The 22,504-nt window shown below is 72.1% G+C and carries 23 protein-coding genes; 13 read left to right on the forward strand and 10 right to left on the reverse strand.

The features are described 5' to 3' along the window. Positions 1 to 5: 5 nt before the first annotated feature. Together J2X68_RS32325 and J2X68_RS32330 are read right to left on the reverse strand one after the other, a co-directional pair. A complete protein-coding gene (locus J2X68_RS32325; protein ID WP_310436157.1) occupies positions 6 to 1,652 on the reverse strand; it encodes a carboxylesterase family protein in 1,647 nt (548 codons plus the stop codon). Positions 1,653 to 1,853: 201 nt separating this feature from the next. Continuing rightward, entirely contained in the window at positions 1,854 to 2,669 is an 816-nt protein-coding gene (locus J2X68_RS32330; protein WP_310436158.1) for an alpha/beta hydrolase, read from the reverse strand. A 71-nt stretch (positions 2,670 to 2,740) separates the two neighbouring features. On the opposite strand from J2X68_RS32330, the gene J2X68_RS32335 reads away from it, so the two are divergent. After that, the gene (locus J2X68_RS32335; protein WP_310436159.1) at positions 2,741 to 3,235 is read left to right on the forward strand and encodes a MarR family transcriptional regulator; all 495 of its coding nucleotides are present in this window, start codon (positions 2,741 to 2,743) and stop codon (positions 3,233 to 3,235) included. Between the two features lie 81 nt (positions 3,236 to 3,316). Here the strand turns inward: J2X68_RS32335 and J2X68_RS32340 are convergent, their stop codons facing one another. The 3 genes from J2X68_RS32340 to J2X68_RS32350 are packed head-to-tail and all read right to left on the reverse strand — an operon-like array spanning position 3,317 to position 4,644. Next, positions 3,317 to 3,562 carry a hypothetical protein gene (locus J2X68_RS32340; protein ID WP_310436160.1) on the reverse strand — a complete coding sequence of 82 codons (246 nt, stop codon included), beginning with the start codon at positions 3,560 to 3,562 and terminating at the stop codon, positions 3,317 to 3,319. 9 nt (positions 3,563 to 3,571) lie between these two features. Continuing rightward, positions 3,572 to 3,799, reverse strand: a complete 228-nt coding sequence (locus tag J2X68_RS32345; RefSeq protein ID WP_310436161.1) for a DUF397 domain-containing protein — start codon at positions 3,797 to 3,799, stop codon at positions 3,572 to 3,574. A gap of 8 nt (positions 3,800 to 3,807) precedes the next feature. Beyond that, complete coding sequence (locus J2X68_RS32350) at positions 3,808 to 4,644, reverse strand: helix-turn-helix transcriptional regulator (RefSeq protein WP_310436162.1); 837 nt, start codon at positions 4,642 to 4,644, stop codon at positions 3,808 to 3,810. 198 nt (positions 4,645 to 4,842) lie between these two features. On the opposite strand from J2X68_RS32350, the gene J2X68_RS32355 reads away from it, so the two are divergent. From J2X68_RS32355 to J2X68_RS32380, 6 genes are all read left to right on the forward strand, one after another. Beyond that, positions 4,843 to 5,262 (forward strand): ATP-binding protein, encoded by a 420-nt coding sequence (locus J2X68_RS32355; RefSeq protein ID WP_310436163.1) that lies wholly within the window; start codon positions 4,843 to 4,845, stop codon positions 5,260 to 5,262. 148 nt (positions 5,263 to 5,410) lie between these two features. After that, positions 5,411 to 5,662 carry a hypothetical protein gene (locus tag J2X68_RS32360; RefSeq protein ID WP_399041372.1) on the forward strand — a complete coding sequence of 84 codons (252 nt, stop codon included), beginning with the start codon at positions 5,411 to 5,413 and terminating at the stop codon, positions 5,660 to 5,662. Positions 5,663 to 5,783: 121 nt separating this feature from the next. Then, positions 5,784 to 6,488: a DUF6445 family protein gene (locus J2X68_RS32365; protein ID WP_310436164.1), complete on the forward strand. Its 705-nt coding sequence runs from the start codon at positions 5,784 to 5,786 to the stop codon at positions 6,486 to 6,488. A 237-nt stretch (positions 6,489 to 6,725) separates the two neighbouring features. After that, positions 6,726 to 8,195, forward strand: coding sequence for an APC family permease (locus J2X68_RS32370; protein WP_310436165.1), 1,470 nt, complete (start codon positions 6,726 to 6,728; stop codon positions 8,193 to 8,195). Continuing rightward, positions 8,192 to 8,629, forward strand: coding sequence for a hypothetical protein (locus J2X68_RS32375; RefSeq protein ID WP_310436166.1), 438 nt, complete (start codon positions 8,192 to 8,194; stop codon positions 8,627 to 8,629). Before J2X68_RS32370 ends, J2X68_RS32375 begins: the two co-directional genes overlap by 4 nt. Positions 8,630 to 8,634: 5 nt before the next feature. Beyond that, positions 8,635 to 10,020, forward strand: a complete 1,386-nt coding sequence (locus J2X68_RS32380) for a dipeptidase (protein WP_310436167.1) — start codon at positions 8,635 to 8,637, stop codon at positions 10,018 to 10,020. On the opposite strand, the gene J2X68_RS32385 is transcribed toward J2X68_RS32380, so the two are convergent. Both J2X68_RS32385 and J2X68_RS32390 read right to left on the reverse strand, forming a co-directional pair. Further along, positions 10,017 to 10,853 (reverse strand): hypothetical protein, encoded by an 837-nt coding sequence (locus J2X68_RS32385; RefSeq protein ID WP_310436168.1) that lies wholly within the window; start codon positions 10,851 to 10,853, stop codon positions 10,017 to 10,019. The genes J2X68_RS32380 and J2X68_RS32385 overlap by 4 nt on opposite strands. A 110-nt stretch (positions 10,854 to 10,963) precedes the next feature. After that, positions 10,964 to 11,506, reverse strand: coding sequence for an FxLYD domain-containing protein (locus J2X68_RS32390; protein ID WP_310436169.1), 543 nt, complete (start codon positions 11,504 to 11,506; stop codon positions 10,964 to 10,966). Positions 11,507 to 11,670: 164 nt separating this feature from the next. Here J2X68_RS32390 and J2X68_RS32395 point away from each other — a divergent pair, with 164 nt between their 5' ends. Next, a complete protein-coding gene (locus tag J2X68_RS32395; protein ID WP_310436170.1) occupies positions 11,671 to 12,159 on the forward strand; it encodes a hypothetical protein in 489 nt (162 codons plus the stop codon). Positions 12,160 to 12,197: 38 nt separating this feature from the next. Here the strand turns inward: J2X68_RS32395 and J2X68_RS32400 are convergent, their stop codons facing one another. From J2X68_RS32400 to J2X68_RS32410, 3 genes are all read right to left on the reverse strand, one after another. Continuing rightward, entirely contained in the window at positions 12,198 to 13,037 is an 840-nt protein-coding gene (locus J2X68_RS32400; RefSeq protein WP_310436171.1) for a M23 family metallopeptidase, read from the reverse strand. A 62-nt stretch (positions 13,038 to 13,099) separates the two neighbouring features. Continuing rightward, the gene (locus J2X68_RS32405) at positions 13,100 to 14,092 is read right to left on the reverse strand and encodes a glycosyl hydrolase (protein WP_310436172.1); all 993 of its coding nucleotides are present in this window, start codon (positions 14,090 to 14,092) and stop codon (positions 13,100 to 13,102) included. A gap of 89 nt (positions 14,093 to 14,181) precedes the next feature. Next, positions 14,182 to 14,625: a GNAT family N-acetyltransferase gene (locus J2X68_RS32410; protein ID WP_310436173.1), complete on the reverse strand. Its 444-nt coding sequence runs from the start codon at positions 14,623 to 14,625 to the stop codon at positions 14,182 to 14,184. 294 nt (positions 14,626 to 14,919) lie between these two features. On the opposite strand from J2X68_RS32410, the gene J2X68_RS32415 reads away from it, so the two are divergent. The 5 genes from J2X68_RS32415 (at position 14,920) to J2X68_RS32435 (ending at position 22,407) form a co-directional block, all read left to right on the forward strand. After that, positions 14,920 to 16,998 (forward strand): TerD family protein, encoded by a 2,079-nt coding sequence (locus J2X68_RS32415; protein ID WP_310436225.1) that lies wholly within the window; start codon positions 14,920 to 14,922, stop codon positions 16,996 to 16,998. 255 nt (positions 16,999 to 17,253) lie between these two features. Continuing rightward, complete coding sequence (locus J2X68_RS32420) at positions 17,254 to 19,035, forward strand: lysyl oxidase family protein (RefSeq protein ID WP_310436174.1); 1,782 nt, start codon at positions 17,254 to 17,256, stop codon at positions 19,033 to 19,035. Positions 19,036 to 19,420: 385 nt separating this feature from the next. Next, on the forward strand, positions 19,421 to 20,734 hold the full coding sequence (locus tag J2X68_RS32425; RefSeq protein ID WP_310436226.1) for an LCP family protein: 1,314 nt from the start codon (positions 19,421 to 19,423) through the stop codon (positions 20,732 to 20,734). A gap of 351 nt (positions 20,735 to 21,085) precedes the next feature. Beyond that, positions 21,086 to 21,454: a DoxX family protein gene (locus J2X68_RS32430; RefSeq protein ID WP_310436175.1), complete on the forward strand. Its 369-nt coding sequence runs from the start codon at positions 21,086 to 21,088 to the stop codon at positions 21,452 to 21,454. Between the two features lie 29 nt (positions 21,455 to 21,483). Beyond that, positions 21,484 to 22,407, forward strand: coding sequence for an RNA polymerase sigma-70 factor (locus tag J2X68_RS32435; RefSeq protein WP_310436176.1), 924 nt, complete (start codon positions 21,484 to 21,486; stop codon positions 22,405 to 22,407). Positions 22,408 to 22,504: the final 97 nt, after the last annotated feature.

Below are 22,504 nucleotides of genomic sequence, written 5' to 3' on the forward strand. Positions count from 1 at the left end.
GGCGCCTACTTCGCGGTGCGGCGGGCGGGGAGGGTGTCGGTCGGCGACGCGGTGACGGTGACCTCGGGTGCGGGTGCGGGTGCGGGTGCGGGTGCGGGTGCGGACGCCGGTCCGGGGGCGGGTGGCGGGGCGGGCGGCGGCGCGGCTTCCAGTGGGACGTCCCGCCACAGCGCGCGCACGGCGGAGGCGCCGTCGTCGGACAGGTGATCGTCCGGCACGGCCCAGACCTGGACGGTCGTGCCGTCGGCGGTGACGGGCGGCCAGCCGGGGTCGCCGCAGGCGGCGAAGTCGGCCCAGGCCCGGAGCATGCGCCGGGACAGGGCCCGGTCCTGCGCGTCGGGGGCGCCGCCGATGAGGAAGTCGGCGCCCGTCGCGTCCAGGTTGCCGAACGCGAAGGGGATGTCGGCGGTGTGCCAGGGCCGGGCCGTGCCACCGGGACGCGGACGCCGGCGGGCGAACCGTGACAGGAACGCCCGGCCGCCGGCCCGCGCGTGGTGCTCGGCGAGCCGGTTGCCGTACTCGCCGAACACCGCGTCGCCGAAGATCGCCAGATAGCGGTCCAGCACCGGAGCGCCGGGCATCAGCGCGCGGTACCCGGCGAGCAGCCGGGCGGGCAGGGCGAGGGCGTCGGCGAAGGCCGCCAGCTCCTGCTCCGAGGTGATCTCCCGGACCGCGCCGACCTCGTGCAGGAACCAGTACTCCTCCAGGGTGTGGCACACCAGGAGGTCCACCTCGCGGGCGGTGCCGGAGGCGAGTGCGCGGAGCGGATCCACGGGCAGCACCTCGCCGTCGATCACGGGCTGGAAGACGACCGGGTCGAAGGCCTGCACCGCCGTCACGGGGTCTTCCTCGCACCGCCGGGCGACCTCGTCGGCGGCGGCCACCAGGGCCTGCGGTGGCGCGGAGAGCAGCCCGGGGCCCGTCGCGGCCACCCCGGCCTCGGCCGCGATCCTCGACGTGATCGCGGCGGCGGCCTCGACGCCGAAGAAGCCGAGCGGCACGCTGTGGGCGACGGCCCTGCGGAACAGTCCGCGCGCCTCCTCCATGGCCATCAGACAGACGGCCGAACCCGCTCCGGCCGAGTGCCCGGCGACCGTGACATTGCCGGGGTCGCCGCCGAACGCGGGGATGTTCTCCCGGACCCAGCGCAGCGCGGCCACCTGGTCGAGCAGCCCGCGGTTGTCGGGGAAGCCCGGCACATGGCCGAATCCCTCGAAGCCGACCCGGTAGTTGCAGCTGACCATGACCAGTCCGGCCCGGGCGAGCGCGGCGCCGTCGAAGTCGGGCTGGGCGGAGGAGCCGAAGGTGTAGGCGCCGCCGTGGATCCAGAACAGCACCGGCAGCGGGCCGTCGTCCGACGGCGGCACCCACACGTTGACGGTGAGCACCTCCTCGTCCCCGGGCCGCCAGACCGGCGCCCCGGGCAGCTCCGCGGACTGCGGCGCGACGGGGCCGAACGCCGTGCAGTCACGCGACCCGCTCCAGCCTGCGGCGGGCCGGGGCGCACGGAAGCGGTGCGCGCCGAAGGGCGCGGCGGCGTACGGGATGCCGAGCACGGCGGTGACGCCGTCGGGCGACCGGCTGCCGCGGACGGCGCCGCCGGCCGTCCGGAACCGGGTCTCTGCCCGCGACGTCCTCGACTGTTCCCCCATGGTCCGGGAGCCTGCCACTCGGGGCCCGCCCGATCCACCGGATAACCGCCGGGCCCGCGGCCGCCCCGGGACCGTCCCCGGGACCTCCGCCGCGCCCACCCCGGAACCGGCGGCGGGCGCGGGCTTTCGGAACCGTCCCCCGGACCCCTGCCGAACGGCCCCTCGAAGCGCCCCCGGCCGCTGCCGCCGCCTCCCGGCCGGTCAGAGGGTGCGCAGGAAGTCCGCGACGGCAGCGGTGAACTCCTCGGGCTTCTCCATGTTGGAGTAGTGCGCGGTGCCCTCGATCAGCACGGACCGGCCGTTGCGGACGCCGTCGGCCAGGCGCTGTGCCGCGGCGATCGCGTCGGGGGTGTCCAGGGCGCCGTTCACCGTGAGCACGGGGACGTCGATCTTCGGCACCCGGGACCAGGTGTCGGTCACCCGGACGAGCTGGTCCCGCTCGCCGGGCGTGTGCTTGGACAGGGTGTTCAGGGCCATCTCGCGCAGCCGGCGCGGGATGGCCGGGTCCACCTCGTCGAGAGTGCGGTGCGGCCCGGGCACATAGCTCAGGAACGCCTTCAGCCAGCCCTCGATGTCACCGGCGGCCAGGGCGCGGGCCAACTCGGCCTGGATCGCCCGGTGCCAGGGGTCGGAGTCCTGGAACTCACCGGTCGACGCGCCGCTCACGACGGCCGCCCGGACCAGCTCCGGGTGTTCGAGCAGGGTGTCGCTGACGATCACGCCGCCCATCGAGACGCCGACCAGCACCGCCGGGCCCGCGTCGAGGTGGCGCAGCAGCGCGGCGACGTCGTCGGTCCAGCGGAAGGGCCGGGTCGCGTTGGCGGAGGCGCCGTGGCCCCGGACGTCCGGGGCGACCACCCGGTGGGTGGAGGCGAGCGCGGGGATCACCGCGTCGAAGACCCGGTGATCGACGAATCCCGAGTGGACGAGGACGACGAGCTCTCCAGCGCCTGCCTCACGGTAGGCGAGGTCCCCGTCGGCGGAGGCGAAGTACTTCATGTCCGAAGCAGCAGTCATGACAACCAAGGTGTCATCTTGCTCGGTTTTTGGCAACCAAGGTGTCATGTATCCGGGTGCATCATGTGGGGGTGAACGACACCGACCCGACTCTCCCCGCCGGCGCGCCGCTCCCGCCCGACGAACTCGGCCGACGCCTCACCGAGGTCTTCGACCTGGTGGGCCCCCTCTACCGCCGCGCCCTGCGCAAGGTCGAACAGGGCGAGGCCGTCGAGGGGGCCTCCGTCGGAGTGCGCTCCGTGCTCGATCTGCTGCGCCGCAAAGGAGACATGACGGTCCCGCAACTGAGCCGGATCCAGGCGCTGAGCCGGCAGTTCGTGCAGCGCATGGTCAACGAGGCGGCGGCGCACGGGTGGGTGGAGATCGTGCCCAACCCGGCGCACCAGCGCTCGTCCCTGATCAGGATCACCGGGGAGGGCCGGAGTCTGATCGCCGCCGTCCTGGACCGTGAGCACACGCTGAACCGCGAGGTCGGGGGCGAGCTGACCGACGCCGAGGTGCGGGCCTGCGTGCGGGTGCTGACGGAGATGCTGAGGACGTTCGACCACGTCGAGGTCGACGACTGAGGGGCCCCCGCGGCACGCGCTCCCGCGTTCCCCTGGTGTGCCCCCGCGTCCCCTCGCGTCCGTCCGCGCCCCCGGGCGTTTCTAGATGCCCTCGATGCGCTTCATGCCCTCCATGGCCTTCTCCTGGCGCCGGGTCTGGAGGGCGCGCCTGATCGTGTGGATGCGGACGGCGGTGAACACGGCGACGGCGGTCCCGAGGGCGGCCCCGATCCACTCGCGGTCCCGGATGGCGGCGTAGAAGAGGAGGACGCTGAAGGGGACGCCGACGACGACGAGCAGGGGCTCGCGCACCCAGAACGGGAGGGCGCGCACGATGAGACCGATCATCCGGTCACTTCAGCAGGCGCGGCCCGTGCGGGCTGTGATGGAGGCCACAATTCCGGGAGTTCCTGTGTGTATGGCATGCAGAAACCGGGCGAGCGGGACCGCGCCGGTGGTGAGGACGGCGCCGGGGGCGTCCGACTCGCGGAGGTGGAGCGCGGCGGGGGTCGAGGCGACCTCGACGCAGTCGTTGCCGTCGCCGCCACCGGAGAAGGAGGACTTCTGCCAATTGTCGGGGGTCATGCTGCGCCTCACAGTTCCTCGGCAAGTCTGTGGATGAAGTCACGCGACCTGGCAGGTTCGAGCGACACTGCCTCCACAGTATGGAAGAGCGCCCGGAACGCGCTGAGTTGGGACTCGTGGTCGATGAAGACCGTGCCGTGCGGGGCGTCGCGGACCACCGTGTCCAGTTTCGGGACGGCACCGCCGACGTAGGTCATGGAACTACCGGCCCGGGAGAAGCCGTCCAGGTCGAAGGGGATGACGCGCAGGGTGATGTGGTCCGCCTCGGAAAGCTCGACGAGACGCATGAGTTGAGCCCGCGAGTCCTTGCGGTCGCTGACCCTCATGCGGAGCGCCGACTCATGGATGACCACCTTGTACGGGACGGCGATCTCCTGGCGCGCCATGCGGTGGCGGACACGCAACTCGAGCTCTCCGGGTGTGAGCTCGGGCAACCGGGACGAGAAGACGGCGCGAGCGTAGTTCTCCGTCTGCAGCAGGCCCGGCACGTACAGGACGGCCACCTCGTCCCGGTACCTCGCGTGGTGGTCCAGCTCGGACAGGTCCAGGAACGACGTGGGCAGCAGTCCGCGGTACTCCTCCCACCAACCCCGTGTCCGTTCGGTTGCCATGACGACCAGCGCGTCGACGAACTCGCTGTTCGTGCAGGCGTAGTGGGAAGCGAGTCGACGCAGTCGCTCCTCGCTCACGCCCGTGGCGCCGGACTCGATCTGGCTGATCTGGACGTTGCTCACGCCGAGGAGGGCGGCCGCCTGGCGGGCGGAGAGTCCCGCCGCTTCGCGGAGCCTGCGCAGTTCCACCGACAGGCGCATCTGACGTGCTGTTGGTTCGCGCCTGGTCGTCATCGACACCCCTTGTTCAACCCGCGTGCACGTGCGCCCCGTTCGGGGTCAGATTACGCGATCGGCTTGCCGCACCGAAATATTAAGGTCTACGGTCGGTGACGTACCGCGCACTCTGCGGAAGCGCACCGCTCCGTCCTGCCAGGACGGCTGAGGCATGCCACCGCGCGCTCATTCCACCCCCACCCGTGGAGCTGACCCATGCCCGAAGCCGCCCCGGAACCCGATTCCTGGGAGTACTCCCTCTACATCCCCGGCGACCCCAGAGCCGTGACCGTCTGCCGCCGCACCCTGCGCCTGATCCTCACGTTGCACGGCCTGATCCACCTGGTCGACACCGCGGAACTGCTCGCCTCGGAGCTGGTCTCCAACGCCGTACTGCACACCAAGGGCCCCGCTTGTCTGCGGCTCCGCTTCCGGGACGGGGTCCTGCAGATCGGCGCGTGGGACGCGGACCCCGAGCCGCCCGAGCCGCCGGGACGGCTGGAGGACCTGGCCGCCGCCGAGAACGGGCGCGGCATGGCCCTCGTCCGGGCCTGCTCCGACCTCTGGCACTGGCAGCCGCTGTCGCGCATGGGGCATCGCGGCAAGCTCGTGTGGTGCGAACTGAACGCGGCGTAGCTCGTTGATCACGTCGGACAGAAAGGAGGGCCGATGGTCGGCTCGTCGCACGAGGCGCTGCACCGGATCTTCCAGCGCTGCGGCGCTCGTGCAGTTCGTCGACTCATGCCTGACAGACCCTCAGGCGCAACAGGTGTGGAGGGACCTCATGACCGCGATGCAGTATTTCTGGCGACACCCCCTCGCGCAGGAGGTACGCGAAGAAGGGCGCGAAGAAGGGCGGGTCGCGGAACGGGCCGATATGACCCTTCGCATTCTGGAATGGCGTGGCATCTCCGTGCCGGACGCCGTCCGTGAGCGAGTCGAGTCCTGCACCGATCTCGACCAGCTCACCATCTGGTCGCAGCGCGCCGTCCACGCCACCGCCGCCGACGATCTGTTCGCCGATCCGAACGGATGACACCCAGGCCTCCTCCATTGGTGAACCGTTGACCGGCTCGATGAAACGTTGACCACTTCGCGGAGGAGTGCGGACGAACGGAAGGGCGAGTCGTGAGGATCACTCGACCTACATTCGCCGCATGTCCATGCCACAGCGGCCCCACCAGCCCGCGAGGGCTGCCGCCACGCTTCCCGTGCTCCCCTACCGCAAGCCCACCGAAGGCCGTGACTACTGGATCGTCGACGACGTCTTCCCCGAGGCCGACGTCACCGCGATCCGTGAGCGCTGTCTCGCCAAGGACGACTGGGTCAAGGGCTACCCGTACACCGACGAGAGCTGGCCGGGGCTGCGCACCATGCCCGGTCTCGAACCCGGTGAACTCGGCCGGGTGGAGCGGCTGGTGAGGAAGGCGACGGGGGCCGGGAAGCTGTGGGTGCAGCGGGCGCCCGGCGGCGGGACCCTCAACCACAACTGCGTCCAGGTGGTGGGGGAGGGCGAGAGCACGCCCCGGCCGCACTCCGACTCGCGGGCACTGTGCCGGTACGCGGCCGTGCTGTACCTCAACCCGGCGGTCCCCAAGGACTGCGGGACCAGCTTCTACCGGCAGTCGTTGCCCGGCGGACGGCTCGGCGGCAACGTCGTCCAGGCTCCGCACCACAACCTCGTCGAGGCGCTCGGCACCCGGTTCGTCGCGCCGGACGCCTTCGAGGAGGACGTACGGGTCCCCCACAAGCGCAACCGGCTGCTCCTGTACCACGCCAACCTCGTGCACAGTGCGTCCGGTTACTCCGGTACGACGCTGGAGGACAAGCGGATGACGGCCGTCTTCTTCTGGATGGCCTGAGCCGCCGATCGGACGCAGCAGGTCGGACGCAGCCGGTCAGACGACGTCGTCGCGCCGGCCGGCCAGCGCCGCGCCGGTCACCGGGCCGACCGCACCCAGCGTGCGTCCGCGCGGATCCGGCCGCACTCCGGGTCGCCGTACGGCACGCCCCGTCACCTGAACGGCCTACCCGCCCTGCGCGCCGCCCCCGGCCACCACAGGCTGGCGGGAGACCGGACCGCACCGCAGGGAGGGCGCATGGCCTCGATGGACGTACCCGCCGGTCGGCAACCGTCGGCCGCGGCGGAGAAGACCCGGGCGAGAGTGGTCGACGCGCCACGGCTGACCTGGCTCACCCTGGCCCTGATGACGACGGCCTCCGTCGCCAGTCTGCGTGCCGCCCCCACGATGGCCGTCTACGGCCTGGCCTGCGTGTTCCTCTACCTCGTACCGGCGATCGTGTTCCTGCTGCCGACCGCGCTGGTGTCGGCGGAACTCGCCTCGGGCTGGAACGGCGGCGTGTACCGCTGGGTGAGCGAGGGCCTGTCCAAGCCGCTCGGCTTCCTCGCCGTGTGGTGCCAGTTCGCGATGACGATCTTCTACTACCCGAGCCTGCTGGCCTTCGTGGCGAGCACCCTCGCGTACATCATCGATCCGTCCCTCGCCTCCAGCGGCCTCTACACGGCGATCGTAATCATGGTCCTGTACTGGACGGGCGTGTGGGTCTCCTCGCGCGGCACCAAGGCCCTGGCCGGGCTGTCCAGCTGGGGCCTGGTCATCGGCACCCTCGTCCCCGGCACGATCCTCGTCGTCCTCGGCATGGTCTTCCTCGCCCAGGGCAACCCCTCCGCCGCGCCCATGACGGCGAGTCACCTGCTGCCGGAGTGGACCGGCCTGGCCAGCCTGGTGCTGATCGTGAACAACTTCCTGTCGTACTCCGGCATGGAGATGAACGCCGTCCACGTGTCCTCGCTGAAGAATCCGGCGAAGGAGTACCCGAAGTCGATGTTCCTGGCCATGGGCCTGGTGCTGCTGATCTTCATCCTGCCCGCGCTGGCCATCAGCTGGGTCGTCCCGGCCGACCAGACCAGCCTGACCGCCGGGGTGATGCAGGCCTTCGACTCCTTCTTCTCGTACTTCCACATCGGCTGGATGACGCCGATCGCGGCGGTCATGCTGATCTCCGCGTCGCTGGCCGGGATGCTGACCTGGCTCGCCGGACCGTCCAAGGGCCTGCTGGAGATCTCCCGCAGCGAGGGCTATCTGCCGCCGTTCCTGCAGCGGCTCAACCGGTTCGGCGTCCAGCAGAACATCCTGGTGACGCAGGGCGTCGTGACCACGGTGATCGCGCTCGGGTACGCGTTCATCCCGAACGTCTCCAGCGTGTACTGGATCTTCTCGACGATCACCACGCAGGTGTATCTCATCGTCTACCTGCTGATGTTCGTCGCGGCGATGCGCCTGCGGAGGAACCAGCCCGACCATCCGCGCGGCTACCGCGTCCCCGCCCTCAACGTGCTGTGCACCGTCGGTCTGCTGGCCTCGGCCGCGGCCATGGTCATCGGCTTCGTGCCGCCCTCGCAGTTCGGCGGCGGCAGCGTGTGGTCGTACGTCCTCATCATCGGCTGCGGCCTGGGCATCCTCGGCCTGCTGATCCCCTGGGCCTTCCTGAAGTTCCGCAAGCCGGACTGGAAGACGGAGGCCGCGCGCGAGGAGGCGGCGTCATGAGTCCCACCCGGTTCGCTTCCGAGCACAAGTGGATCTACGTCGGCGCGATCGTCGTGCTGCTGGCGTTCGTCGTGATCGGCCTCGTCAACTACGAGACCGTCAGGAAGACCAACAAGGCCACGGACAAGGCGAACCAGCTCGCCGACGCGGCCGTCGACGCGGGATACCCGCGCCCCGACACCGACACCATCGTCCGCGCCCTGGGCACCGACGGGGGCATCGTCTGCGAGAACCCCGGCGGCGCCCTGAAGTCGGCGCTGTGGAAGATCAACGTCTCCAACGGCGCCGCGTTCGTCGGCCAGCGGCCGGTCGTCGGCGACACCAGGGCGCTGCGGGCCGAGGCGAAGATCATCGAGATCTACTGCCCGCAGAAGCTCGACGACTTCCAGGACCGGCTGGACGACCTGGAGACCGACGACACGGTGAGGCGGTGACGACGATGACCTCTTCCGCATCCGAAGCGACCGGACTGGCCGCGCGCATCGCCGCGTTGATGCCCCGGGCGAAGGCCGACCTCGCCGAGCTCGTCGCCATCCCCTCCGTCGCCGACCCCCGCCAGTACCCGCCCGAGGAGTGCACGCGGGCCGCGCAGTGGGTCGCCGACGCCTTCACCCGGGCGGGTCTGCGGGACGTCCACCTCGCCGAGACGCCGGACGGCAGCCACGCCGTCCTCGGCCACCGCCCGCCCCCGCCCGGCGCGCCCACCGTCCTGCTGTACTGCCACTACGACGTGCAGCCCCCGCTCGACGACACCGCCTGGAACAGTCCGCCGTTCACGCTCACCGAGCGGGCGGACGGCCGCTGGTACGGGCGCGGCACCGCCGACTGCAAGGGCAACATCGTCATGCACCTCACCGCGCTGCGCGCACTCGGCGAGGACGTGCCGGTCGGGCTGAAGTTCGTCGCGGAGGGCTCCGAGGAGCAGGGCACCGGCGGACTGGAGGCGTACGTCGGCCGGCACCCGGAGCAGTTCCTGGCCGACGCCCTGCTGGTGTGCGACACCGGCAACGCGGAGGTCGGCACCGGGACCGCGACCGTCACCCTGCGCGGCCTCGCCAACCTCGTCGTCACCGTCCGCACCCTGGAGGGCGAGGTGCACTCCGGCATGTTCGGCGGCCCGGCTCCCGACGCCCTCGCGGCACTGATCCAGATGCTCTCCACCCTGCGCGACCCGGTCACCGGTTCGACCCGCGTCAACGGCTTGGTCTGTGACGGGACATGGGAGGGCGCCGGCTACCCCGAGGACCGGTTCCGCGCCGACGCCGGTGTGCTGGACGGCGTATCGCTCACCGGCACCGGCACGGTCGCCGACCGGCTGTGGGCGCGGCCCGCCGTCACCGTCCTCGGCATCGACTGCCCGCCGGTCGTCGGCTCCGCGGCCGCCGTCCCGGCCACCGCCCGCGCCCGGGTGAGCCTGCGCGTCCCGCCCGGCACGGACGCGGACGCCGCCCGCGAGGCACTCAAGCGGCATCTCACCGAGGCCGCTCCCTGGGGCGCGAAGGTCACCGTGGAGCCGGAGGGCACCGGATCGCCCTTCCGCGCCGCGACCGACGGCCCCGCGTACACCGCCCTCGGGACGGCCGTGCGGGAGGTCTACGGCAAACCCCTCGCCTTTCTCGGCCAGGGCGGATCCATCCCCCTGTGCAACGTCCTCGCCTCCGCCTTCCCGCGCGCCGAGATCATCCTCATGGGCGTGGAGGAACCCCGCTGCCTCATCCACGCCCCCGACGAGAGCGTCGACCCGTCCGAGATCGAGCACATGGCCCACGTGGAGGCGCTGTTCCTGAGGGAGTTCGCACGCGCGAGGAGCGCGCGGAGCCGCTAGCCCGGCCGCCGCCTCCGGTGCCGGCGCCACAGCCACACCGCTCCCGTGCCCAGAGACGCGGCGGTCAGGACGAGGGTCAGGACCGGCCAGTTGCCGCCCGCGATGCGCAGGTCGGAGGCGAGCACGCCCACGGCCAGGGCCGCAGGCACCAGCAGGGACAGCAGGGCGCGGCCCGCGCCGGCGAGGGCGGCCGGGTCGGGGCGGCGCCGGGTCCGGGGCGGGGACGCGTCGTCGTCCGCCCCGGCCTGCGGGAAGTAGAAGCGGACGGCGCGGTCGTTGAGCCGGGTGGTGGCGCGGTCGTAGGAGTCGGCCATGTAGGGCAGCCAGACGAGCGGGGCGGCCATGCCGACGACGATCACGGCGGCGAGCAGCAGCCAGCGCGCCGCGCGCACCGACCGGCGGGGCGGACCGCCGGGGCCGGTGGGCGTCAGGAGGCCGAGCAGCCGGGCCATGCGCAGCGTGAGGGTCCACAGGGCGGCCGCGCGGCCGCGACGGCCGGTCGAGCCGGGCGGGCCCGGGCGGCCGGGGTGGTCGGGGCGGTCGGCGGTATGGGCCGCCAGGCCCGCGCGGGCAGCGGGGACGTCGGCGTACACGCCCTGCAGGACCAGGAGTTCCGCCGCGCGGTCCCGCTCCGTCGGGTTCCGGCCGGTCAGCGCGGCCAGTTCCAGGATCGTGCGGGCCTGGCGGAGCAGGGCGGCGCAGAACGCGACCGGGATGAGCACGAGGAACGGGCCGCCCACGAACGCGCCCTCGGTGACCGTGGCGCGGCGGCCCCGGGAGAGCACCCGCGCCCGGGTCGGAGGGGGTTCGGTCGCGGTCGTGCGGTACGCCACCGGACCGAGGTGGCGTACCGCGAACAGGGCCAGATGTTCGGGGAGACGGTGCGGGTCGGTGACGATCTCCCGCAGCAGCAGGCCCGCGACGGACGTCTCCGCGGTCCGCGTCAGTACCGCACCGCCCGGGCCACCACCGCCTTCACCTGGCCGGACAGGGTGCGGTTGCTGTGGGCCGTCTCCTTGCCGGTCTTGCCGGCGGCGACGTCGGAGACGGTGGTGACGACCGTGTCGAGCCGGTTGCCGGAGGCGTCGGTGAAGTCGATCTGGACGGCGAAGGACTTCGACGCGTCGGTGGTGTTGGAGACGGTGACCTCGACGGTGGCCCGGCCGTCCTTGTCGGTGCCCGGGGTGCCGAGTCCCACGTCGGACTTCACGTCGACGCCGTCCTTGATCTCGCCCAGCTCGCGGCCCGCCTCCGCGGTCGCCGAGGCGAGCGCGGACGCCGCCCCGGTGGCGAGGTCGGAGGCGAAGTCCGAGGCGAGGGAGGACGCGGCCGCGGTGGCTTCCCTGCCCAGCGACTCGGCCGCCGAGGCGGCCTTGCTGGCCGCGGACGACACCGACGAGGGGGTGTCGTCGTCCGAGCAGCCGGTGAGCACGGTGGCGCAGCAGATCGCCGCCGCCGTCAGCAGCACGCCCTTGGTGCGTGGCATCTTGTCTCCTCCTGAGAGGTCCTGCGGGCCTGCCTCCAGTGAAGGCGCGGTCCCGTCCGTCCGCATGCCGGGTCACCCGTACGGCGCACCCCCGTGGTGGCGGTCCCCGTCCGGACGGAGGGTCGGTGCAGTGCAGGACACCGACACAGAGACGGGGTGGCGCCATGAGCGACCAGTCGCACTCCCAGCCGTCGCAAGGGCCCCGGGTGTGGGACCCGTCCCACCAGGGCACCGGCTCGCCGGGCCCGGTCTCGCCCCCGCCGACGGGAGGTGGGCTGGTCACCGGCGGGGTGGTCTTCGGCGGGGTGCTCATGTTCGTGAGCGGCTTCCTCGCCGTGTTCCAGGGCATCGCCGCGATCGCCGAGAACGACGTGTACACCCGGATCGCCGAGTACGCCTACGAGATGAACCTCACCGCCTGGGGCTGGGTGCTGGTGATCGTGGGCGTCGTGGCCGTGCTGACCGGCTACGGGCTGCTCAGCGGTGGCGAGTGGGCCGGGTGGGCCCGGATCAGCGGCATCGCGCTGGCCTCCCTGAGCCTCATCCTCCAGTTCCTGTTCCTGCCGTACGCGCCGTTCTGGGCGGTCATCCAGATCGCCATCGACGTGTTCGTGATCTGGGCGCTGTCCGCCTACCGCCCCCGGCAGGCGTAGTCCGTCCGTCCCCGGTCGCACCCGGCCGCCGCCCGCGGTCAGGGCAGCGCGGGCGCGCCGGTCACCTCGACGTCCTTGCGGCGCAGCCAGGGCAGGGGCGGCACGGCCGATCCGGCGTACGGGGTGATCCGCACCTCGAAGTGCAGATGCGGGCCGGTGACGTTGCCGGTCGCGCCGGCCAGGCCGATGCGCTGACCGGCCGTCACGCGACCGCCCTTGCGCACGTCGATGCGCGACAGGTGGGCGTACTGGGTGAAGTAGCCGTCGCGGTGGCGGATCACGACCTGGTTGCCGAAGCCGTCGCCGCAGGTCGTGGCGCGGACGGTGCCGGAGCCGACGGCGTACACGGGGGTGCCGGAGTCCACGGCGAAGTCCTGGCCGGTGTGCCGGTGGGCCCAGCGGGAGCCCTTGGCGGCGTAGCCCGCGGAGAGCCAGTAGCGGCGGGTCGGGGCCGTCCAGGAGTGCGCGCGCCGCTCCGGCGGGCGGCTCCGGTCGCCGAACGGACAGCGGCTGCCCTGCCCGGACGGGTCGACGGCGACCGGGTCGCCGGAGCTCCGTCCGCCGGCCCACAGCAGGTCCCACAGTCCGGCGCGGACCGCCTTGCGGCGCCGCTCGGCGTCCTTGACCTCCGAGGGAGAGGCGTCGGACTCGCGCAGCCGGTCGACCCGCTCGCGAGCCCGCTCGTGCGCGCGGACGGCACGCGCGGCCTCCTTGCGGAACCCGTCGCTGCGGAATCCGTCGCCGTGGGCCCCGTCGCTCCTGGCTCCCGCGGGCACGGCGGCGAGCGCGAGCAGCAGGAGGGCGAACAGGGCGGCCCCGGTCGCGCCACGGAGGCGCGCCCGCGTGCGTGGGCGGCGCGCGTGGTGATCTCGTCCCATCTTGGGATCATCGGACCGGTGGGGCGGCCGACGGCGGCACGCGGCCCGCGTGGCGGCCGGGTTCAGCCGAACGGCCCCCCGACCAGCGACCGGTAGACGGCCGACGACCGCGGATTGCCGGAGCACCGCCACACACCGTGCGGGCAGTAGTCGCTGATGGTCTGGTACAGCGGCCGGTGCTCGGCGAACCAGGTCAGCATGCCCCGCACGTACTCCGGGTTGTCCCCGTTGCGGTAGAGCCCCCACTCGGGATACGAGACCGGCTTGCCGTGCGCCCGCGCGAACCGCACGTGCGCGGCGAGGCCGTACGGCTCGGCGACCTGTTCCTCGAAGGACATGCCGTGCGGCTGGTCGTAGGCGTCCATGCCGATGACGTCGACGTACCGGTCCCCGGGATAGCACTCGTTCCAGGGGACGGCGTCCGGCCCGCGGCTGGGCGTGAACTCGAACCGGAACCGCTGCCCGCCGTCCACCGACCGCACGGCGTCGACGATCCGCGCCCAGTACCGCTTCCAGGCCTCCGGGTCGGGCCCGCACCGGTGGGTGTAGGTGATGCCGTTCATCTCCCACCCGACCACCAGCACCGCATCGGGCACCCCGAGCGCCACGAGCCGCCGGGCGAGCACCCGGAAGTGCTCGTCGTACTCCCCGCGCGCCCCCGCGCGCAGCTCGTCCCGCACGACCTGGTCGGGCACGTGCTCCTCGGTGCGCTCGAGCATCGGCACGTTGAGCACGAACATCCGGTCGGCGCGCTCGCGCCGCCACCGCGCCCAGTACTCCAGATACCCCGGCGCCCCCTCGATGTTGCTCCACCGGTCGCCCGGCAGATACGCGTGCCCGACCCGGGGAGTTGCCGCCCCGAGCCATCCGTCGAGCGCCGCGATCCGCCGCACACCGGCGTCGTCGTACCCGACGTACGCCCCGAAGGCCCCCGGCGGCGCGCCGACCCCCCGCCCGACGGGCACGGAGGCGGGCCCGGCGACCAGGGCACAGGCGACGAGGAGCGCGGTCAGCGGCGCCCGGACGGCACGAGGGGAGCGAAGGAAGCGGAACACCGGCTCATGATGAAGCCGCCCGCGCCTCCCCGCCCCGAACCCGCCGAGGAACCACCCGGACCGGGGACGGCGCCGGGGTGTGGGGGGTGTCAGGGGCGGGGTGCGCGCACCAGGACCACGTCCACGGCGTCCTCGTACTCGAAGGTGAAGCCGTGCCGTTCGTAGAGACGGCGGGCCGAACTGCCTTGGAGGACGTCGACGCGCAGCCGGAGCGCCGACCGATCGGCCGTCCCGACCAGGTCCCGCAGGACGGCGGTCCCGATACCGCGCCCCTGGGCGTGCGGCGCGAGATAGAAGTGCTCCAGCCAGTGCGCTTCGTCCGCCGGACGCAGGGCCACGCACCCGGCGAGGACGCCGTCGAGCTCGATGATACGTGTGTGCGCGGGCACGAACCCGTCGCGCAGCCGCTGCCGCACCCGGTGCTCGTCGTAGCGCCCGAGCCGCTCCAGATCGGCCCGCATCGCCACCGCCCGCACCTCCGCCACGGCCTCGACGTCCTCCGCCGTGGCCGGCCGGGTCACCCAGTCCGCCATACGGCAGATGCTACGACCGAGACCCGCAACCCGCCCCGACCCCACCGCCGGCCATCGACCGCCGTACGCGAAGGCCGACGCACGTGCCCCCACCCGTGCCGCTTCCCGATGAACGCGGACACTCCCTCCCCGTTCGCCGGCTCCCGCTCCGCACGGCTTCAGCCTCTCCGGCCGCCCCGAGCGGATTTCCGGCGGATCGACCCGAGATCCACCCTCCTGGCACTAGAGTCTCACCGTGCGTCACATGTGGCGCGCGTCACATCGGTGTGGTCGCTAGGGGGGCTAGTGCACGAGATGGTCAAGGGTGCCAACGTGGGGTTGGCGGCTCTGAGCGAGAACACGGACTCGGTGGTCGTGAGCCTGGGGTGGGCCAGTTCGACCGGCGAAGGCGACGCGGATGTCTCCGTACTTCTGCTCGACGAGAAGGGGAAGGTGCGCAGCGACGCCGACTTCTACTTCTACAACCACCCGGTCGCCCCGGACGGCAGCGTGCAACTGCTGGGCAAAGTGCCCTCGGGCGAGGGCAGTGAGGACCGGATCGGGTTCGACCTGACAGCGATCCCGGCCGAGGTGGAGCGGATCGTCGTCGCCGCCAGCCGGTACGAGGGCGCCCGCTTCGGTGAACTGGAGGACCTGCGGGTCACGGTGGCCGACGGAGCGGGGGAGGACTTGTTGCGGTTCGCCATCGAGGACGCCGGCTCGGTGAGCGCGTTCATCTTCGGTGAGCTGTACCGGCGTGGGGACGAGTGGAAGTTCCGCGCGGTCGGGCAGGGATATGACACCGGTCTGGCCGGCCTTGCGATGGACTTCGGCGTCGACATCGACGACGACGCCGACGAGACGGACGCCACCCACGCCGAAGCCTTGTCCGCCCTCGGCGGCGAGTCCGACACCGATCCCGCCTCCGAACCCGTTCCTGCCTCCGCGTCCGGCGTCGCTGTCTCGGGCCCGTCCGTCTCGGGTGGGGCCGACGGTTCCGCCCCGGTCGCCCCCAACGTCGAGGTCACCCAGTTCACGCCCGAACCGCTCCCGGCCGTGCCCGCCCCCCGCCGAGCGGCCGACGACGCCGAGCCGGACAGGGCCACCGCGCGGCCCCGCACCGCCAAGAAGAAGATCACCCTGCCGAAGACGCCGAGGAAGTCCCTGGCGGAGAACGAGTCGTGGAGGGGCGCTCGGCTCTTCCCGGTCTCCGCGCTCAAGAACGACCGGGACCGGGAGACCCGCGCGACCTCGGTACTGCTGTCGGTGATGGCGCAGGTCCCGGAGTTCGGGCGGCGGCTCACAGCCGCCTTCGGTGCACCGGCGGGCCGCATGGAGACCTTCACCGAGGTGTCCCTGCCGCACGGCGACACCCCGCGGCGTCCCGACGGCGTCATCCGCGTCGAGCGCGCCGGCAAGTTGTGGACGGCGCTGGTCGAGACCAAGACCAATGGCAACGCACTGCGCCCCGAGCAGGTGCAGGCCTACATGGACATCGCCACGCGGCGGGGCTACGAGGCCGTGATCACCATCTCCAACGACGTCGCGCTGGAAGGCAGGCCGCTCGTCGACGTCAAGATCGACGGCAGGCGCAAGCACAAGGTGGCCCTCCGTCATCTGTCCTGGGCCGAGGTGGCCCACCAGGCGCAATTGCTCATCCGGCACGAGGGCGTCGGTAACAGCGCGCACGCCTGGCTGCTCCAGGAACTCCTGCATTACCTCCAGCACGACAACTCCGGCTGCCACGGCTTCCAGAACATGGGCGCGGCCTGGGTCCCCGTGCGCAAGGGCATCGACGACGAGACGCTGTGCCCCGGTGACGTGCGGGCCCTGGAGGTCGTCGAGAGCTGGGAGCGGCTCATCCGGCAGGTCTGTCTGGGTCTCGGCGGTGAGCTCGGGCAGAAGGTGTTGCCCGTTCAGCGCGCCCGGCGGGGGGCCGACCCCGGCGCCCGCCGCGCGCGCATGGCCGACGAACTGTGCGCGGAGGGGAAGGTGCAGGCGGAACTACGGATCGAGGGCATGTCCGGGGTGCTGGCAGTCGGCGCGGACCTGCGCACCGGCAGGCTGCGTACGTCCGTGGAGGTCCCCGTCCCCGACCAGGGCTACCCGCTGACCTGGGTCAAGCGGCTCCTCCGGCGCCTGGCGGAAGCGCCGGCGGACCTGCACGTGGAGGCCCTGGTCGAGGACGGACCGGGCGGGCCGCGGGGCACTCTGGAGCGGCTCCGCCCGGAGCCGGCGGACCTGCTGCCCAAGAACGGGGCGCGGATCACCGGATTCCGGCTCACCCTCGTCAAGGGCATGGGCAGCGGTCGCGGCAACGCCGAGTCCGGATTCATCCGCAGCGTCGACGACGCCGTACAGCGCTTCCACTCCACTGTCGTGGTTCATCTCTGACACCCGGCGCCGTGCCGTTCCGCGGACGGGGCGGGGGTGGTCGTGCGGGTGGGGTGCCGTCGTCGCCGGGCCGCGGGATCTGCCTGGGTTCTTCGGCTGATTCGCAGCAACAGGCAACCCCGGCAGGTCATTTGGGGCTCTCACAGGGTGCTCACAGTTCCGGCCGGGGCGCGTGGGGTGCGTCTGCAGTGCCGGTCGGGTCGTGGGCTGTCCAGTCCGATGCCACTGACCATGGCACTCGCAGACGAGGAACCGATGACCAGATCGCATCACCGCAAGGGCCTCAAGCGCGCGGCGTTCGCCGCCGGGGCCGCGCTCACCGTCGTGGCCGCCGTCGCCGGGTCCGCTCCCGGCGCGGGGGCCGCGCCCGCGAGCCCGGCCGGGACGCCGAAGCTCAAGCTCGTCGCCGCGTCCAAGGCCGTGACCGCCGAGCGGTACGAGGGGAACTCCGGGGTCTACCTCGACCTCGGCACGTACGTCACCGTCGACAACGCTCCGCTGGAGCTGAAGGTGACCCGTAAGTCGTACAAGGACCCGATCGTCGCCCAGCAGATCCTGCGCAACGGGACGAAGGTGACGACGAAGACGCTGCCCGCCGGGCTCGTCAAGGACTTCGGCGGCCTCCCGGACTTCCTGGAGGTCTCCATCAAGAACGCGGCCGGGGTGGAGGTGCAGAAGAGCAAGAGCACCTTCTGCCTCAACAACGCCTCCGGCCGGCTGCGTCCGGACGCCCCGGCCACCTCGCACTATCCGGAGAGCTGCTCCACCAACCCCTTCACGCTCGGCTCGGTGTGGGGTGTGGAGAAGGGCTGGGCGGCCAACACCTCCGCCTTCGACTACGACCGGCCGGTCGACCTGGCCGCGGGCGAGTACACCGTCAAGGTGGGAGTCGCGAAGAAGTACCGCGACCTGTTCGGCATCCCCGACGACCGCCCGACCATCGCGCTGACCGTCCGGGAGGTCAGCGACGGCGAGGGCGGCGGCGCGGGCGAGGGCGGCGGCGCGGGCCTCACCTCCCACGGTGCCGCCGCCGGCGGCCACGGCGCGTCGCACGACATGGCGGGCATGCACGGGTCGGCGGGCATGCAGGGCATGCAGGGCATGCAGGGCATGCAGGGCATGCAGGGCATGCAGGGCATGGCCGGCACGGGGGGCGGTCATCACTACGGACCCCGTGGCGCCGACGCTCCCACGCCCTCCGCGCTCTCGCACGCCCTGGAGGCCCGCGGCCTCGCCCACCACCTGGGCGACGGCGCCGGTCACACCGACGGCTCCCGGATCGCGCCCGCGCTGAAGTCCGCCGCCGCGCGGCCCACCGGGCGCGCGGGCGTGCCGGCCAACGTGCCCAAGCCGGACCTGCGTTCGCTGCCGGCCTGGGACATCGCGGTCACCGACGGCGAGGACGGCGACGTGGCGGGCAAGGACTACCTCGCCTTCAGCGCCAACGTCTGGAACGCCGGCCCCGCACCGCTCGTCGTGGACGGCTTCCGCAAGCCGGGCGCGGACCTGATGGACTCGTACCAGTACTTCTACGACGCCAAGGGCAAGCAGGTCGGCTACGCGCCCGCCGGAACCATGGAGTGGGACCCGCGCGTCGGCCACGAGCACTGGCACTTCACCGACTTCGCCAGCTACCGGCTGCTGGCCGCCGACCAGAAGGAGATCGTCAAGAGCGGCAAGGAGGCGTTCTGCCTCGCCAACACCGACGCCATCGACTACACGGTGAAGAACGCCAACTGGCACCCGTACAACACCGATCTGTCGACCGCCTGCGGTCAGCAGAACTCGATCTCCGTGCGGGAGGTCCTCGACGTGGGCTCCGGTGACACGTACACCCAGTACCGTCCCGGCCAGTCCTTCGACATCACCGGCCTGCCGAACGGCACCTACTACATCCAGGTCATCGCCAACCCGGCGCACCGCCTCCAGGAGACCGACACCAAGAACAACGTCTCCCTGCGCAAGGTCGTCCTGGGCGGCACCGAGGGAGCCCGCACGGTCTCGGTCCCGCCGGTCGACCTGATCAACGCGCCGTAGTCCACAGGGGCGTCGGCGACGCCAGGGCAGGAGGGCCGGCGGTGTGCCTCCCTCCTGCCCCACCCCCGGGCGGCGGCGGTCGGGCCGCCTGCCCCCGGGGGCAACCCTCGGGTGGCTCTGTGAGTCTCCTGAGTCATCTGTGCTTTTCAGACGTATTCCTGCACGCGTGTAGGGTTCCGACGTTCGGCGGCGACCACGCCGACGATCCGAGCACGGTGTACGGGGTGAAACAGCCGAGACGGAGGAGCGAGCGCCGGTGAGCGGGACGAGGAGGCGTGGGCGTACTCCGCTGGAGGCGGCCGGCCGCGGCGGCAGGGGCAGGACGGCCGGACCCGGTGGCGGGACGGGCGGACCCGGCCGGACGCGGCTCACCAGGCGCGGGCGGATCGTCGCGTGGGGCGCGGGCGTCACGTCCGTCGTCGTGCTCGCGGTGGGCGGGGTCGGCGCCTGGGTCTACAACGACCTGAACAACAACATCAACTCCGCCGACGTGGACGACAAGCTGGGCGAGAACCGGCCCGAGAACCTCAGCCCCGGTTCCAAGAACATCATGATCGTCGGATCCGACAGCCGCGACGGCGCCAACGCCAAGTACGGCAAGGACCTGACCACCATGCAGTCCGACACGCTGATGGTGCTGCACATCCCGGCCGACCGTAAGTGGGCCTCGGTCGTGTCCTTCCCCCGCGACTCGTGGGTGCAGATACCCAGTTGTGAGAAGGGGGACGGCACCTCGTCCTCGCCCCACCACTACAAGATCAACGAGGCCTTCGCGCTCGGCGGCAGCAACGGCAAGGTCGGCGAGGCCGCCGCGTGCAGCATCAAGACCGTCGAGGCCAACACCGGGCTGCGCATCGACCACTTCATGTCGGTCGACTTCTCCGGCTTCAAGGGCATGGTCGACGCGCTGGGGGGCATCGAGGTCTGCCCGAAGCAGGCCATCCACGACGAGAAGTCCCACCTGGACCTGGAGGCCGGCTGCCAGACCGTCAAGGGCGAGAAGGCGCTCGGCTACGTCCGGGTCCGCTACAGCGTGGGCGACGGGTCCGACATCGGACGCATCGGGCGCCAGCAGGAGTTCATGGACGCCCTGGCCAAGAAGGCCAAGTCCAAGCTCACCAGCCCCGACGCCATGTACGGCTTCCTCCAGTCGATCACCAAGTCGCTCACCACCGACCCCGACATGGCGGGCATCAAGCCGCTGTACGGGCTCGCCGACGAGCTCAAGGGCATCCCGAGCGACCGGCTGAGCTTCCTCACCGTGCCCAACTACGGCCGTGAGGCGGACCAGCCGACCGACAAGGCCAACGTGGTCTGGCAGTACCCGCAGGCCGCCGACCTGTTCACCTCCCTGGCCAAGGACAAGGAGGTCACCAAGCCGCAGTTGGAGGCGGCCAAGAAGAACGTGGTGTACGCCTCCAGCGTGCGGGTCCAGGTGCTCAACGGCACCGGCGTCTCCGGACGCGCGGCCGCCGTCGCGGAGAAGCTGAAGGACGCCGGATACACCGTCACCGGCACGGGCAACGCCCCCGGGACGGTGACCAGGACGACCGTCACCTATCCGACGGGCCTCGACGCCCAGGCCGCCGTCCTCGCCTCCCGGCTGCCCGGCCGGAAGGCCACCGCCGACGCCTCGGCCGCCCCGGGCGTCGTCACCCTGGTCGTGGGGCCCGAGTTGAAGGTCGGCGACGTCGCCTGACGGGCCGTCCGGCCTGACGATGTACATGGTCAAGAGCACCCCGGAGATGGGGTAAGCTTGATCTTGAGCCGGTCACCGGAAACAAAAACGGTGAACGAACTCTTGCGTTGGTCGTCTAAGGAAAGACGCCCCGCTTCCTGCGGGGAAATGCAGGTGCAAGGCCTGCCCGGCGCTCCAGTTCGATCGAGTCCCATCCCGTGTCACACGGGGTGGGACTCGTTCGTTTTCCGGGTGCGCCCCGCGATGCGGTCCGCTCACGCCCTTGTCCGCCGGGTGGGGATGTCACAGGCGGAGGCGCTGTTTCGTCCCAGGAGGTGCGGGAAGAACCGAGCCTCGATCAAGGAGTGGACGATGGACCTCGCGCTGTGGATCGCCGCCGGACTGCTGGCCGCGGTCGCTCTGGCCGGTGGCCTCACCAAGACGTTCGTGCCCAAGGAGACGCTGGCCGCCGCGCACGGCGGGGGGTGGACCGCGGGCGTCGGCGTCGCGTTCGTCAAGACGCTCGGCATCCTGGAACTGCTGGCCGCGGCGGGCCTGATCCTGCCCGCCGCGCTCGGCATCGCGCCGATTCTGGTGCCGGTGACCGCCGCCTGCTGGATCGTGCTGATGGTCGGCGCGATGATGACCCACGGCCGCCTCGGCGAGACCGGGTTGGTGCTGCTGAACCTGGTCTATCTCGCCTGCGCGGCGTTCGTCGCGTGGGGCCGCTCCGGCCTCTGACCGCCCGGGTGACCAACGGAGGAGCCGGCATGGGCAGGACCGAGGAGTTCCAGGGGCTGCGGCCGCTGCTGTTCTCGATCGCCTACCGGATCCTCGGCAGCGTCGTGGAGGCCGAGGACGTCGTCCAGGAGGCCTGGCTGCGCTTCGAGGCCTCTGCGACCCCGCCCAGGTCGCCCAAGGCCTTCCTCTCGGCCGTGGTGACCCGTCTGTCGATCGACGTGCTGCGCTCGGCCCGCGTCCGGCGCGAGGAGTACGTCGGCCAGTGGCTCCCCGAGCCGCTGATCGACGACCCCTACGAGGACCCGGCGCGGTCGGCGGAGCTGGCGGACTCGGTGTCGGTGGCGGCCCTGCTGCTGCTCGAACGGCTCAGCCCGCTCGAACGGGCGGTCTTCGTGCTGCGGGAGGTGTTCGCGTTCGGCTTCCCCGAGGTCGCGGTGGCCGTGGGGCGGTCGGAGTCGGCGTGCCGCCAGCTCCTGGTGCGGGCCCGGCGGCACATGGCCGAGGGCCGGCCCCGTTTCGCGGCGGACCGCAGGGAGCGGGAGGAACTGGCGTCCGGGTTCTTCGACGCCCTCCGCGAAGGCGATGTCGCGGGCCTGCAGAAGCTGCTCGCCGCCGACGTGACGATGGTCGGCGACGGCGGCGGCAAGGCCCCGCAGCTGGCCAGGGCCGTCAGCGGCGCCCAGAACGTGGCCCGGGTGCTCGCCACCGCCGCCGTGCTGGTGGCCCGCGTCGACGTGACCTTCGAGCCGCACGAGATCAACGGCCAGCCCGGCGCGATCTTCCGGGACCGGGACGGCAGGGTGCTCCACACCATGGCGCTCGACGTGCTCGACGGGCGGATCCGGGCGGTCCGGCTGGTGGTCAACCCCGACAAGCTCGGGCACCTGGGCCCGGTGGCGGACGCCTGGGCGGTCGACCGTGCGGCGAGGAGGGCGCGTCGCCCCTCGCGGTGAAGGGTGAGGCGCGGCGCGCCGGACCGCCCCGGTCGGCGGGGGCCGGGGGTCGGCACGGGCCGGGGGCCGCCCCGGTCGGCAAGGGCCTGCGGGGTCG

The organism is Streptomyces sp. 3330 (assembly GCF_031456635.1).
Classification (GTDB): Bacteria; Actinomycetota; Actinomycetes; order Streptomycetales; family Streptomycetaceae; genus Streptomyces.

What these genes read in the sequence shown, in the direction of transcription:
- J2X68_RS32325 (WP_310436157.1), bottom strand. Translation starts at nt 1,652, where the DNA reads ATGGGGGAACAGTCGAGGACGTCGCGGGCAGAGACCCGGTTCCGGACG.
- J2X68_RS32380 (WP_310436167.1), top strand. Translation starts at nt 8,635, where the DNA reads ATGACCTCTTCCGCATCCGAAGCGACCGGACTGGCCGCGCGCATCGCC.
- J2X68_RS32350 (WP_310436162.1), bottom strand. Translation starts at nt 4,644, where the DNA reads ATGACGACCAGGCGCGAACCAACAGCACGTCAGATGCGCCTGTCGGTG.
- J2X68_RS32400 (WP_310436171.1), bottom strand. Translation starts at nt 13,037, where the DNA reads ATGGGACGAGATCACCACGCGCGCCGCCCACGCACGCGGGCGCGCCTC.
- J2X68_RS32410 (WP_310436173.1), bottom strand. Translation starts at nt 14,625, where the DNA reads ATGGCGGACTGGGTGACCCGGCCGGCCACGGCGGAGGACGTCGAGGCC.
- J2X68_RS32365 (WP_310436164.1), top strand. Translation starts at nt 5,784, where the DNA reads ATGTCCATGCCACAGCGGCCCCACCAGCCCGCGAGGGCTGCCGCCACG.
- J2X68_RS32330 (WP_310436158.1), bottom strand. Translation starts at nt 2,669, where the DNA reads ATGACTGCTGCTTCGGACATGAAGTACTTCGCCTCCGCCGACGGGGAC.
- J2X68_RS32355 (WP_310436163.1), top strand. Translation starts at nt 4,843, where the DNA reads ATGCCCGAAGCCGCCCCGGAACCCGATTCCTGGGAGTACTCCCTCTAC.
- J2X68_RS32390 (WP_310436169.1), bottom strand. Translation starts at nt 11,506, where the DNA reads ATGCCACGCACCAAGGGCGTGCTGCTGACGGCGGCGGCGATCTGCTGC.
- J2X68_RS32370 (WP_310436165.1), top strand. Translation starts at nt 6,726, where the DNA reads ATGGCCTCGATGGACGTACCCGCCGGTCGGCAACCGTCGGCCGCGGCG.
- J2X68_RS32415 (WP_310436225.1), top strand. Translation starts at nt 14,920, where the DNA reads ATGGTCAAGGGTGCCAACGTGGGGTTGGCGGCTCTGAGCGAGAACACG.
- J2X68_RS32435 (WP_310436176.1), top strand. Translation starts at nt 21,484, where the DNA reads ATGGGCAGGACCGAGGAGTTCCAGGGGCTGCGGCCGCTGCTGTTCTCG.
- J2X68_RS32430 (WP_310436175.1), top strand. Translation starts at nt 21,086, where the DNA reads ATGGACCTCGCGCTGTGGATCGCCGCCGGACTGCTGGCCGCGGTCGCT.
- J2X68_RS32375 (WP_310436166.1), top strand. Translation starts at nt 8,192, where the DNA reads ATGAGTCCCACCCGGTTCGCTTCCGAGCACAAGTGGATCTACGTCGGC.
- J2X68_RS32340 (WP_310436160.1), bottom strand. Translation starts at nt 3,562, where the DNA reads ATGATCGGTCTCATCGTGCGCGCCCTCCCGTTCTGGGTGCGCGAGCCC.
- J2X68_RS32345 (WP_310436161.1), bottom strand. Translation starts at nt 3,799, where the DNA reads ATGACCCCCGACAATTGGCAGAAGTCCTCCTTCTCCGGTGGCGGCGAC.
- J2X68_RS32360 (WP_399041372.1), top strand. Translation starts at nt 5,411, where the DNA reads ATGACCGCGATGCAGTATTTCTGGCGACACCCCCTCGCGCAGGAGGTA.
- J2X68_RS32395 (WP_310436170.1), top strand. Translation starts at nt 11,671, where the DNA reads ATGAGCGACCAGTCGCACTCCCAGCCGTCGCAAGGGCCCCGGGTGTGG.
- J2X68_RS32420 (WP_310436174.1), top strand. Translation starts at nt 17,254, where the DNA reads ATGACCAGATCGCATCACCGCAAGGGCCTCAAGCGCGCGGCGTTCGCC.